10 protein-coding genes and 1 tRNA gene are annotated in these 13,117 nt (G+C 65.7%); all 11 read left to right on the forward strand.

What is annotated here, in order from left to right:
- The first annotated feature begins 59 nt into the window (after positions 1–59).
- Entirely contained in the window at positions 60–1,250 is a 1,191-nt protein-coding gene (gene tuf / locus G3T14_RS03150) for an elongation factor Tu (RefSeq protein ID WP_163639938.1), read from the forward strand.
- A 180-nt stretch (positions 1,251–1,430) separates the two neighbouring features.
- Positions 1,431–2,342, forward strand: a complete 912-nt coding sequence (locus G3T14_RS03155; RefSeq protein ID WP_163639940.1) for a DUF1444 family protein — start codon at positions 1,431–1,433, stop codon at positions 2,340–2,342.
- A 150-nt stretch (positions 2,343–2,492) separates the two neighbouring features.
- A tRNA-Trp gene (locus G3T14_RS03160) sits at positions 2,493–2,569 on the forward strand.
- Between the two features lie 234 nt (positions 2,570–2,803).
- Complete coding sequence (gene secE / locus G3T14_RS03165; RefSeq protein ID WP_163639942.1) at positions 2,804–3,106, forward strand: preprotein translocase subunit SecE; 303 nt, start codon at positions 2,804–2,806, stop codon at positions 3,104–3,106.
- A 117-nt stretch (positions 3,107–3,223) separates the two neighbouring features.
- A complete protein-coding gene (nusG, locus tag G3T14_RS03170; protein WP_163639944.1) occupies positions 3,224–3,757 on the forward strand; it encodes a transcription termination/antitermination protein NusG in 534 nt (177 codons plus the stop codon).
- 227 nt (positions 3,758–3,984) lie between these two features.
- The gene (rplK, locus tag G3T14_RS03175; RefSeq protein WP_163639946.1) at positions 3,985–4,437 is read left to right on the forward strand and encodes a 50S ribosomal protein L11; all 453 of its coding nucleotides are present in this window, start codon (positions 3,985–3,987) and stop codon (positions 4,435–4,437) included.
- A 12-nt stretch (positions 4,438–4,449) separates the two neighbouring features.
- The gene (gene rplA / locus G3T14_RS03180; RefSeq protein WP_163639948.1) at positions 4,450–5,148 is read left to right on the forward strand and encodes a 50S ribosomal protein L1; all 699 of its coding nucleotides are present in this window, start codon (positions 4,450–4,452) and stop codon (positions 5,146–5,148) included.
- Positions 5,149–5,417: 269 nt separating this feature from the next.
- Positions 5,418–7,043 carry a B12-binding domain-containing radical SAM protein gene (locus tag G3T14_RS03185; protein ID WP_163639950.1) on the forward strand — a complete coding sequence of 542 codons (1,626 nt, stop codon included), beginning with the start codon at positions 5,418–5,420 and terminating at the stop codon, positions 7,041–7,043.
- Between the two features lie 583 nt (positions 7,044–7,626).
- Positions 7,627–8,157, forward strand: a complete 531-nt coding sequence (gene rplJ / locus G3T14_RS03190; protein WP_163639952.1) for a 50S ribosomal protein L10 — start codon at positions 7,627–7,629, stop codon at positions 8,155–8,157.
- A 57-nt stretch (positions 8,158–8,214) separates the two neighbouring features.
- Positions 8,215–8,586: a 50S ribosomal protein L7/L12 gene (gene rplL, locus G3T14_RS03195; protein ID WP_163639954.1), complete on the forward strand. Its 372-nt coding sequence runs from the start codon at positions 8,215–8,217 to the stop codon at positions 8,584–8,586.
- Positions 8,587–8,835: 249 nt separating this feature from the next.
- Positions 8,836–12,960 carry a DNA-directed RNA polymerase subunit beta gene (gene rpoB / locus G3T14_RS03200; RefSeq protein ID WP_163639956.1) on the forward strand — a complete coding sequence of 1,375 codons (4,125 nt, stop codon included), beginning with the start codon at positions 8,836–8,838 and terminating at the stop codon, positions 12,958–12,960.
- Positions 12,961–13,117 lie beyond the last annotated feature (157 nt).

Here is a 13,117-nt window from a genome sequence, read left to right on the forward strand (position 1 = left end):
GATTATCGAGCGACAGTCCGGGCGACCGCTCGTGTGAGCTTGCTGCAGGAAAAGAGACGATGGCCAAAGAGAAATTCGCTCGTACGAAGCCGCATTGCAACATCGGGACGATCGGGCACGTCGACCACGGCAAGACGTCGCTGACGGCGGCGATCACGAAGGTTCTGGCGGAATCGGGCGGAGCGACGTTCACGGCCTACGACCAGATCGACAAGGCGCCGGAGGAGAAGGCCCGCGGCATCACGATCTCGACCGCCCACGTCGAGTACGAGACCGCCAACCGCCACTACGCCCACGTCGATTGCCCGGGCCACGCCGATTACGTGAAGAACATGATCACCGGTGCCGCCCAGATGGACGGCGCGATCCTGGTGGTCTCGGCCGCCGACGGCCCGATGCCCCAGACCCGCGAGCACATCCTGCTTGCCCGTCAGGTCGGCGTGCCGGCGCTGGTGGTGTTCCTCAACAAGGTCGATCTCGTCGACGACGAGGAGCTGCTCGAGCTCGTCGAGATGGAGGTGCGCGAGCTCCTCTCCAAGTACGATTTCCCCGGCGACGACATCCCGATCACCAAGGGTTCGGCCAAGGTCGCGCTCGACAACGGCGACAAGGCCGTCGGCCATGATGCCGTGGTGGCGCTGATGAAGACCGTGGACGAGTACATCCCGCAGCCGGAGCGTCCCATCGACAAGCCGTTCCTGATGCCGATCGAGGACGTGTTCTCGATCTCGGGCCGCGGCACGGTGGTGACGGGTCGCGTCGAGCGCGGCATCGTCAAGGTCGGCGAGACCGTCGAGATCGTCGGCATCCGCGACACCCAGACCACCACGGTCACGGGCGTCGAGATGTTCCGCAAGCTGCTCGACCAGGGCCAGGCCGGCGACAATGTCGGCGTGCTCCTGCGCGGCACCAAGCGCGAGGACGTCGAGCGCGGCCAGGTCGTGTGCAAGCCCGGCTCGGTCAAGCCCCACACCAAGTTCAAGGCCGAGGCCTACATCCTCACCAAGGAGGAGGGCGGTCGCCACACCCCGTTCTTCACCAACTACCGGCCGCAATTCTACTTCCGCACCACCGACGTCACCGGCGTGTGTGTCCTCCCCGAGGGCACCGAGATGGTGATGCCCGGCGACAGCGTGACCATGGACGTCACCCTGATCGTCCCCGTCGCCATGGAAGAGAAGCTCCGCTTCGCCATCCGTGAAGGCGGCCGCACCGTCGGCGCCGGCGTCGTCGCCGCCATCAACGAGTAGTCTCGACCCCTAAGCCTTCGCCGCATCCCCTGGTTGCGGCGAAGCTGACGGACCGATCCGACACTGCCGCCTCTACGAACTCCACATCGAAGCCGGCGCTCCGCCTTGACGGAGCGTCGGCTTCTCCATTTCATAACCTGCGGTTGCAGACCGCGAGGTTATCCGATGGATTCGATTCGATTGCCGAGACCCGATCGGCATCGGCGCCCCACCCGGCGCACCGCCCTGGCGATGGCGGCCTGGAGCTGCGTGGCGCACGCAAACCCGGGACTTGCCGCGGGGAACGACAGCGCGGACGCAGAGGCCTTCCGGGACGAGGTCATCGAAATCCTGCGGAGCGAGTATCCCGACGCGGTCGTAACCCGCCCAGGCCACCCCGACTTCATCCGCAGCGGACCCTTCGTGCTGAATCTCGGCCATCTTCGGCAGGGCGTCGCGAACCTCAGCGACGCTGAGCGACGCACCACCATTCTCAAGATCATAGGACCGCATGTCGCCGCCAAACCGCCGCCATCAGGCACGATCGAGCCGTTCGTCCGTGCGGCGACCCGCCTGCGCATCCAGCTCGTGCCGCACGAATACCGCGAGCAGGCGCCGGAACTGATCTGCCGGCGCTTTTCGGAAAAGCTCTGGGTCGCCTACGCCCTCGACGAATCCAACCGCTATCAACTCGTCACCCAACCGATCTTCGACGCCTGGGGGATCGATCAGGCCAAGCTCGAGAAGGTCGCGGCGGACAACTTGGAAAAGGAGTCCGACGGTGTCGAAATCCGGATCTCGCCGACCGGTGCGAAAGGCCATTTCGCGTCGGTCGCCGACGAATCCGGCTATGCGGCGGCGCGCATCCTGCTCCCCGCGATCATGGATCAGATCCGTACGGGCCTCCGCACGACAGGCATGGTCGTGGCCGTGCCGACCCGCAACATCCTCATCGCCTGGGACCCCGAGAGCGAAGGGCGGGACCGCCTCGCGCGGATCGTCACGGACTACGTGCGGAAGGGTCCGTACCGCCGAAGTTCGGAACTCTTCCACTCCTCCGCCGATGGGCTGCGCCCACTCGGGCTCGCCGAACTCGCCCAACACGGACGGTAGCGGGCCAGAGCACCGGCGGCCATCGCACCGGGCCGCTTTCCAAAATGAGGGGAGGGGCATTCGCCGTCCTCCCGGCGCCACGAATATCGCGCGCCGTCGGCCTCGGCCCCTTGCGCAGCCGGCAACGATCGGGCATGGAGCGTCGCGCGTAGGAGTGTAGCTCAACTGGTCAGAGCGCCGGTCTCCAAAACCGGAGGTTGCGGGTTCGAGTCCCTCCACTCCTGCCATTCATGGCCGCATCGTCCAGGTCGTCTCCTCCTGCTTTTCTCAAGCGAGAGACCGACCGCTTCCCTCGAAGTCCGTTCCGGGCGCAGTCGACAAGGCTTGGGATCGACAACCCTTGGCACTTGCGCTAGAGCGGTCGCCTTCCGAGATCGATGAGGGCTGTCGGTGCGGGCTTCTGTGAAGCCGCGGCATCACGCTTTCCCGACCTCCGAACCGATCTCCTTGTTGTTGGCGCCATGGCATCGAACGAAGCATCGAAGAAAGTGGACCTCGCGCGCACCCCGCAGCGCGGCGCCACCACGCCGACGCCCCCGCGGGCGACGCCCCCGGTGCGGCCGGCCGCCAAGCGCGTCGGCCCGGCCGAGTTCCTGTCTCAGGTTCGCGACGAGGGCCGTAAGGTCACGTGGCCGAGCCGTAAGGAGACCGTGGTCACCACCGTGATGGTGTTCATCATGGTGGTCGTGGCGAGCATCTTCTTCACGGTGGTCGACCAGGCCCTGCGCTATCTCGTGACCCTGATCCTCGGGGTCGGGGCCTAAGGCATCGGCCCGCACAGGGGTCTCCGGGTTACGGAGGCGCCGGGGCTGTCAGGAAACTTCTCGCTCCGGGCGCGCTTTCGCGACCGGATCGACCGACGTCAGGATTTGGTGAGAACCGTGTCGAAGCGCTGGTACATCGTCCACGCCTACTCGAATTTCGAGAACAAGGTCGCGCAGTCCATCAAGGATCAGGCGGCCCAGCGTGGCCTGACCGAGCTGTTCGACGAGGTCATGGTCCCGACCGAGAAGGTCGTCGAGGTCCGTCGCGGCCGCAAGGTCGATGCCGAGCGCAAGTTCTTCCCCGGCTACGTCCTGGTGAAGTGCGACCTCACCGACGAGGTCTACCACCTCATCAAGAACACCCCGAAAGTCACCGGCTTCCTCGGTGCCGACAAGTCGAAGCCGGTGCCGATCCCGGATTCCGAGGCCGAGCGCATCAAGGGGCAGGTCGCCGAGGGCGTCGATCGTCCCAAGCCCTCGATCTCCTTCGAGATCGGCGAGACCGTACGGGTTTCCGACGGCCCGTTCGCATCGTTCAACGGCACCGTGGAAGAGATCGACGAGAGCCGCTCGCGCCTCAAGGTCGCCGTCTCGATCTTCGGCCGCGCCACTCCGGTGGAACTCGAATACGGTCAGGTCGAAAAGATCTGAGCACCGCGCCGTTCCGGGGCCGCATCGCGGCGTTCTGGAACGACGATGCGGTTCATGAGATCGGTTGGAGCCAAGGCTCGGACCGTAGGCCGCCTCTGGCGGTATCACACGCGGGAGGCCCGCCCGGTTCGCCGCCGGGGTCCACGGACCGCACCGCGACCTGCAACCGCCCGCACCATCCGCGCTGAGGCCAGCCGGGTGCCGGGCATTCTTTGGGAGCAGTCCCTATGGCAAAGAAGATCACGGGCTACGTGAAGCTTCAGGTTCCGGCCGGCGCCGCGAACCCGTCGCCGCCCATCGGCCCCGCGCTCGGTCAGCGCGGCCTCAACATCATGGAATTCTGCAAGGCCTTCAACGCGAAGACCTCCCAAATCGAGAAGGGGACCCCGATCCCGGTCGTCATCACGGCGTATCAGGATCGCAGCTTCACCTTCGAGATGAAGCAGCCCCCGGTCACCTTTTTCCTGAAGAAGGCCGCCGGCCTGAAGATCGGCAAGAAGCCGGCTTCCGGCTCCAAGACCCCGGGCAAGCCCGGCTCCAACGTCGGCAAGGTCACCGAGGCTCAGCTGCGCGAGATCGCCGAGCGCAAGATGCCCGACCTGAACTGCGATTCGGTGGAAGCCGCTGTCGCGATGATCCGTGGCTCCGCGCGAGCCATGGGCCTCGACGTCGTAGCTTAAGGGGAGGGCACAATGGCACACGAAGGCAAGCGCATCCGCGCCGCCCGCGAGGGCATCGACGCGCTCAAGCTCTACACCATCGACGAGGCGATCAAGCTCGTTAAGGAAAAGGCCAGCGCCAAGTTCGACGAGACCGTGGAAGTCTCGATGAACCTCGGCGTCGACCCGCGTCACGCCGACCAGATGGTCCGTGGCGTCTGCAGCCTGCCCAACGGCTCCGGCCGGACGGTGCGGGTGGCGGTGTTCGCCCGCGGCGCCAAGGCCGACGAGGCCCGCGCCGCCGGTGCCGACATCGTCGGTGCTGAGGATCTGCTCGAGATCGTCCAGGGCGGCAAGATCGAGTTCGATCGCTGCATCGCGACCCCCGACCTGATGCCGCTCGTCGGTCGTCTCGGCAAGGTCCTCGGCCCGCGCGGCCTGATGCCGAACCCGAAGGTCGGCACCGTCACCATGGACGTGAAGTCCGCGGTGGCCGGCGCCAAAGGCGGCTCGGTTGAGTTCCGCGTCGAGAAGGCCGGCATCGTCCATGCCGGCATCGGCAAGGTCTCGTTCGACGCCGACAAGCTCGTCGAGAACATCAAGGCGTTCGCCGACGCGGTGGCCAAGGCCAAGCCCGCCGGCGCCAAGGGCCAGTACGTCCAGCGCGTCGCCGTGACCTCCTCCATGGGTCCCGGCATCAAGGTCGAGCCGGCCTCGGTCCTGCCGGCGTAACGCCAGCACGCATCGTCCTCACATCTGGAAGCGCCCGGCCTCACGGCCGGGCGTTTTCGTTCGGGACCAGGCCTTTCAGGACGGCATTGCGGCGAGCCTGGATGTGGCCGAGCGGCGGATCGGTGATCCGAGGCCGACCCCGATCCGTTCAAAGGCGCGTGATCGGTCGGGCCCGCCGCATGCGGCCGAGGCGCGCAATCGCGCGAGGTGGCAAGAATTCGTCGTCCGAGGGTGACGCCTTCCGCGATGGCTGTGCTAGATACAACCTCATGCGATGCACCCTCTCCGTCACCTCCAAGCGACGCATCCTGTGCGTCTTTCCGGCCTACACGCCGTCCTTTGGCACCTTCGCCCATGCCTACCCTTTGATGGGCGGCGTGAAGGCGTTCATGCCGCCGCAGGGGCTCCTGCTGATCGCGGCCTACATGCCCGAGAGCTGGGAATACCGGTTCGTCGACGAGAACATCAAGCGGGCCGGGCCGGACGACTTCGCCTGGGCTGACGCGGTGTTCGTGTCGGGCATGCACATCCAGGCGCCGCAGATCCGGGACATCTACGCCAGGGCTCACGCCGCCGGTAAGGTCACGGCGCTCGGCGGCCCCTCGGTCTCGGGCTCACCCGAGCAATATCCCGAATTCGACTACCTCCATGTCGGCGAGATCGGCGACGCCACCGACGAGCTCGTGGCGATCCTCGATCGCGACGTCTCGATCCCCGCCGCCCAGGTGCGCCTGGAGACTAAGGAGCGCCTGCCGCTCTCCGACTTCCCCGCGCCCGCCTACGAGGCCGCCCCGCTCAAGCGCTACCTCATCGGCTCGCTGCAATTCTCGTCGGGCTGCCCGTATCGCTGCGAGTTCTGCGACATCCCGCAGCTCTATGGCCGCCAGCCGCGCCTGAAGTCTCCCGAGCAGATGCTCGGCGAACTCGATGCGATCATCTCCCAGCCCGGCCACCCGGCGGTAGTGTATTTCGTCGACGACAACTTCATCGGCAACCGCAAGGCGACGAAGGACATGCTGCCCCACCTGGTGGCGTGGCAGAAGAAGAACCACTACCCGCTTCAGTTCGCCTGCGAGGCGACCCTGAACATGGCCAAGCAGCCCGACATCCTCGAGCTGATGCGCCAGGCCAACTTCATGACCGTCTTCGTCGGCATCGAGACGCCGGAAGAGGAGGCGCTCGCCGGCATCGACAAGAAGCACAACGCCGCCGTGCCGATGTACGAGGCCATCGAGACGCTCAACAGCTTCGGCCTCGAAGTGACCTCGGGCATCATCCTGGGCCTCGACAGCGAGACCGACAGCTCGGAGCAGAAGCTCATCGACTTCGTCGACAAGTCGGCGGTGCCGGTTCTGACCATGAACCTGCTCCAGGCCCTGCCCAAGACCCCGCTCTGGGACCGTCTGACCCGCGAGGGCCGGCTGCTCCACGACGCGTCGCTCGAATCGAACGTGCTGTTCAAGCGGCCGCACGACGACGTGGTGGCGAGCTGGCGCCGGGCCATCGCCCACGCCTACGAGCCGGAAAACCTGTTCGCGCGCTTCAAGTACCAGGTCGAGCGGACTTACCCACATCGGATCAAGACCCCGCTCAAGGGCAAGCTCACCCGGACCAACCTGCGCCGTGGCCTGATCCTCGGCTTCAACATCGCCCTGCGGGTCGGGCTGCTGTCGGATTATCGCGGCGTGTTCTGGAGAGCCGCTGGCCATGCCTTGAAGCGTGGGCAAATCGAAGCGGTGTTCAACATGGGCTTCGTCGCCCACCACCTCATTCGCTTCACCCGTGAAGCCCTGCGCGGCGAGCACAATGCCTCGTTCTACGCGGCCAAGGCCGACCAGGCGAAGGTTGAGCGAACCCCGTGGTGGCAGGCGGCGCGCAAGTTCCTTCCGACCTAGGAGGGCTCTGCCGACCGGGCGTGCCTACCGCCGCATGACGGGACGACCATTCCGCGGCCGGGGCCAGGACGAGGATTTCGCGTCAAGCGAAATCGTCGCCTGCGACGGAATTGTCGCGCAAAGGCACTTGGCAGGGGGCTTGTAAGGCTCTATAGACCCCCCTTAACGTTTTCATACATGAGAAAGGAATCGACCGATCGGTCGGTTTCTGATTGAGAAATCGCCTGGGCAACCAGGTGGTGATGGCCGGAAGGTTTTGAGGGGCTCAATGCTCTTTCAGGCCTCGTCCGGCCATGTCCTGTCCGAGACTGCAGGCGCCGGGTCACCGGCTTAATCCACAGAGCCTGCACAGACTGGGAAGACCGAATTCAACATCCTCGCCAACGCCGCGCTTCGCGGCAGCGGAGAGGCATCGGTTTGAACAATCTCACCCGTGCCGTCCACCCCATGGGAGGATGTCAGGGGACAGGGCCGTGAAGCGTCGTCCAGGACGTTCCGGCTTCCTACGAGCCGAATTCCGTCCCGGGCGGCATGTGCAACCGGCGGACCCATTCTCGGGTTCCGCCAACCGGAGAGAGCCCCAGTGGACAGGACAGCCAAAGCTGATCTCGTCTCGACGCTCAACGGCGTGTTCGCGAACACGTCCGTCGTCGTCGTGGCCCACTACAAAGGCCTCACGGTCGCCGACATGCAGAAGCTGCGCTCGCAGATGAAGCTGGCCGGTGCCACCGTGAAGGTCACCAAGAACCGCCTCGCCAACATCGCTCTCGATGGCACGGACGTCGCCTCCATCAAGCCCCTCCTGAAGGGCCCGACCCTGCTCGCCTATTCGAGCGATCCGGTCGCGGCCGCAAAGGTTGCGGTGGACTTCGCCAAGGTCAACGACAAGCTCGTGATCCTCGGCGGCGCCATGGGCACGACCGCCCTGAACCCGGACGGCGTGAAGGCACTCGCCTCGCTCCCGTCCCTCGACGAACTGCGCGCCAAGATCGTGGGCCTCATCCAGGCTCCCGCGACCAAGATCGCCCAGGTCGTCAGCGCACCGGCGGCAAAGCTCGCCCGCGTGTTCGGGGCCTATGCCACGAAGGACGAGGCTCAGAGCGAAGCGGCCTGAGGTCGCTGCGCCCTTATCAACCCATCCGTTCAAACCGATATCCAGAGGATTACCACCATGGCTGATCTTGCCAAGCTCGTCGACGACCTGTCGTCCCTGACCGTTCTCGAGGCCGCTGACCTCGCCAAGATGCTCGAAGAGAAGTGGGGCGTCTCGGCTGCTGCCGCCGTCGCCGTCGCGTCCGGCCCGGCCGCCGCTGCCGCCGTCGTCGAGGAGCAGACCGAGTTCACGGTCATGCTCACCGCCGTTGGCGACAAGAAGATCGAGGTCATTAAGGAGGTCCGCGCGATCACCGGCCTCGGCCTCAAGGAAGCCAAGGACCTCGTCGAGGGCGCTCCGAAGGCCGTCAAGGAGTCTGTCAACAAGGAAGAGGGCGAGAAGCTCAAGGGCCAGCTCGAGAAGGCCGGCGCCAAGGTCGAACTCAAGTAAGGCACTGCGATGGGCCGCACTGGCCCATCATCGTCCGTCGGGTCCATTCGGACCTGACGGCACCGATGGCCCGCGGGTTTGCGCCCGCGGGCTATGGTCGCTTCCGGCGACCGAACCGGTCCGGCAACGGGCCACGTGATTTTCAGTTCGGGTGGGCGGCGTCCGGCGGGGCGCGTTCATCGCCTGGTTGCGGGAGGCACGAGCCTTCCCCGGGCACCCGGTACGCGGGATGTAGGAGCGAGGTCACCCATGGCCAACACGCTGGTCGGTCGCAAGCGCATTCGCAAATTCTTCGGCAAGATCAAGGAAGTCGCGGAGATGCCGAACCTCATCGAGGTTCAGAAGGCATCCTACGATCAGTTCCTGATCATGGACGAGCCGGAAGGCGGGCGGGGCGACGAAGGCCTGCAGACCGTGTTCAAGTCGGTCTTCCCGATCTCGGACTTCTCCTCGACGGCTCTGCTCGAGTTCGTCAAGTACACGTTCGAACAGCCGAAATACGACGTCGACGAGTGCCGTCAGCGCGGCATCACGTTCGCTGCGCCGCTCAAGGTGACGCTCCGTCTCATCGTGTTCGATGTCGATCCGGATACCGGCGCCAAGTCGGTCAAGGACATCAAGGAGCAGGACGTCTACATGGGCGACATGCCCCTGATGACGGAGAACGGCACCTTCATCGTCAACGGTACCGAGCGCGTCATCGTCTCGCAGATGCACCGCTCGCCCGGCGTGTTCTTCGATCACGACAAGGGCAAGACCCACTCGTCGGGCAAGCTCCTGTTCGCCGCCCGCATCATCCCGTATCGCGGCTCCTGGCTCGACGTCGAGTTCGACGCCAAGGACATCGTGCACGTCCGCATCGATCGGAAGCGCAAGCTGCCGGTGACCTCGCTGCTGTTCGCCCTCGGGCTCGACGGCGAAGAGATCCTGTCCACGTTCTACAACCGCGTGATGTACGACCGTGACGGCGCCGAATGGCGTGTGCCCTACGATGCCGATCGTCTGAAGGGCTTCAAGGCTTCCGTCGACCTGGTCGACGCCGAGTCCGGCGAGGTCGTGCTCGAGGCCGGCAAGAAGCTGAACGCCCGGACCGCCCGGCAGATCGCCGAGCGCGGCGTCAACTTCCTCAAGGCCACCGACGAGGACCTGATCGGCCAGTACATCGCCGAGGATCTGGTCAACCCGAAGACCGGAGAGATCTGGGCCGAGGCCGGCGACGAGATTTCCGACAAGCTGCTCAAGAGCCTGGAAGAGGTCGGGATCACCGAGCTTCCGGTGCTCGACATCGACCATATCAACGTCGGTCCCTACATCCGCAACACCCTGGCCGTGGACAAGAACTCCGCCCGCGAAGGCGCGCTGTTCGACATCTACCGCGTCATGCGTCCGGGCGAGCCGCCGACCCTCGACACCGCCGAGGCGATGTTCCACTCGCTGTTCTTCGATTCCGAGCGCTACGACCTCTCGGCCGTGGGCCGCGTGAAGATGAACATGCGTCTCGACCTCGACGCCGAGGACACCGTCCGCACCCTGCGCCGCGAGGACATGCTCGCCGTGGTCAAGGCGCTGGTGGACCTGCGCGACGGCAAGGGCGAGATCGACGACATCGATCACCTCGGCAACCGCCGTGTGCGTTCGGTGGGCGAGCTCATGGAGAACCAGTACCGTCTGGGCCTCCTGCGCATGGAGCGCGCCATCAAGGAGCGGATGTCGTCCGTCGACATCGACACCGTGATGCCGCAGGACCTGATCAACGCGAAGCCCGCCGCAGCGGCCGTGCGCGAGTTCTTCGGCTCGTCGCAGCTGTCGCAGTTCATGGATCAGACCAATCCGCTCTCGGAAGTGACGCATAAGCGCCGCCTCTCGGCGCTTGGCCCCGGTGGTCTGACCCGCGAGCGCGCCGGCTTCGAAGTGCGCGACGTGCACCCGACCCATTACGGCCGCATCTGCCCGATCGAGACCCCGGAAGGCCCCAACATCGGCCTGATCAACTCGCTGGCGACCTTCGCCCGCGTGAACAAGTACGGCTTCATTGAGACCCCGTTCCGCAAGGTGAAGGACGGCATCGTCACCACCGACGTCGCCTACCTGTCGGCCATGGAAGAGGCGAAGTACTACGTCGCCCAGGCCAACGCCCAGATGGACGAGACCTTCAAGCTCACGGAAGACCTCGTGGTCTGCCGTCGTGCCGGTGACGTCATCGTCGTGCCGCCGGACCGCGTCGACCTGATGGACGTGTCCCCGAAGCAGCTTGTCTCGGTGGCCGCCGCGTTGATCCCGTTCCTCGAGAACGACGACGCGAACCGCGCGCTGATGGGCTCGAACATGCAGCGCCAGGCGGTGCCGCTGGTTCGCGCCGACGCACCCTTCGTCGGCACCGGCATGGAAGCCGTGGTCGCCCGCGATTCGGGTGCCGCCATTGCGGCCCGCCGCACCGGCATCGTCGATCAGGTGGACGCCACCCGTATCGTCATCCGCGCCACCGAGGAGGCCGACGCCAACAAGCCCGGCGTCGACATCTACCGCCTGCAGAAGTTCCAGCGCTCCAACCAGTCGACCTGCATCACGCAGAAGCCGCTGGTGCGCGTCGGCGAGTCCGTGAAGAAGGGCGAGATCATCGCCGACGGTCCGTCGACGGAGTTCGGTGAGCTGGCGCTCGGCCGGAACGTGCTCGTCGCGTTCATGCCGTGGAACGGCTACAACTTCGAGGACTCGATCCTGCTCTCCGAGCGGATCGTGAAGGATGACGTGTTCACCTCGATCCACATCGAGGAGTTCGAGGTGATGGCCCGAGACACCAAGCTCGGTCCGGAAGAGATCACCCGCGACATCCCGAACGTCTCGGAAGAAGCCCTGAAGAACCTCGACGAGGCCGGCATCGTCTATATCGGTGCCGAGGTCCACGCGGGCGACATCCTGTGCGGCAAGATCACCCCGAAGGGCGAAAGCCCGATGACCCCGGAGGAGAAGCTCCTCCGCGCCATCTTCGGCGAGAAGGCCTCGGACGTGCGCGACACCTCGCTCCGGGTTCCCCCGGGCGTGACCGGCACGATCGTCGAGGTGCGGGTGTTCAACCGCCACGGCGTCGACAAGGACGAGCGCGCCCAGGCGATCGAGCGCGAGGAGATCGAGCGGCTCGCCAAGGATCGCGACGACGAGCAGGCGATCCTCGACCGCAACACCTACGCGCGTCTGGCCACCGTTCTGATCGGCCAGGCTCCGATCGCCGGCCCGAAGGGCTTCAAGAAGGAGAGCACCCTCTCCCGCGAGAGCCTGAGCGAGTATCCGCGTTCGCAATGGTGGCAGTTCGCCGTCGTCGAAGACCGTCTCATGACCGAGATGGAAGCGATGCAGAAGCAGTACGACGAGTCGAAGAAGCGCCTCGAGCAGCGCTTCCTCGACAAGGTCGAGAAGCTGCAGCGCGGCGACGAGTTGCCTCCGGGCGTGATGAAGATGGTCAAGGTCTTCGTCGCGGTGAAGCGCAAGATCCAGCCGGGCGACAAGATGGCCGGCCGCCACGGCAACAAGGGCGTTGTCTCGCGGATCGTGCCGATCGAGGACATGCCGTTCCTGGAAGACGGGACGCATGCCGACATCGTGCTCAACCCGCTCGGCGTGCCCTCGCGCATGAACGTCGGGCAGATCCTCGAGACCCATCTGGGCTGGGCCGCGGCCGGTCTCGGCCGCAAGGTCGGACTGGCGGTGGACGCCTATCTGCGCAACCAGGACATCGAGCCCCTGCGGGCTGAGATGCAGTCGATCTACTCGCCATCCGAGTTGGAGGGCCTGTCGGACGAGGAAATGGCGGAAGCCGCCAACAACGTGCGCCGCGGCGTGCCGATGGCGACCCCGGTGTTCAACGGCGCCAAGGAAGCCGACATCGAGCAGATGCTGGAACTGGCCGGTCTCGACCGGTCGGCCCAGTCGACCCTCTATGACGGCCGCTCCGGCGAGCCCTTCGACCGTAAGGTGACGATGGGCTACATCTACATGCTGAAGCTGCACCACCTGGTGGACGACAAGATCCACGCCCGGTCGATCGGCCCGTACTCGCTCGTCACCCAGCAGCCGCTCGGCGGCAAGGCGCAGTTCGGCGGTCAGCGCTTCGGCGAGATGGAAGTCTGGGCGCTGGAGGCCTACGGTGCGGCCTACACGCTCCAGGAGATGCTCACGGTGAAGTCGGACGACGTGGCCGGCCGCACCAAGGTGTACGAAGCCATCGTGCGTGGCGACGACACCTTCGAGGCGGGCATCCCCGAGAGCTTCAACGTGCTCGTCAAGGAAATGCGTTCGCTCGGCCTCAACGTGGAGCTCACCTCCTCGAAGAAGTCCGCCAACGACCAGATCGAGCCGCCCGCAGAGGCGGCCGAGTAACCACCACGACACGCTCCCGCGCCGGCTTCGTGCCGGCGCGGTGCGAGCGGGGAGGGGCAGTGCCTCCCGACGTCGAGACGGCTAGCGGCGACCCGGCCGGTCGCAGCGCCGAATGCGTTTTCAGTACGCGGTCAGCCCCTCGGCGGAGGGCGCGCCT

This window comes from Methylobacterium sp. BTF04, from assembly GCF_010692745.1.
Lineage (GTDB): Bacteria > Pseudomonadota > Alphaproteobacteria > Rhizobiales > Beijerinckiaceae > Methylobacterium.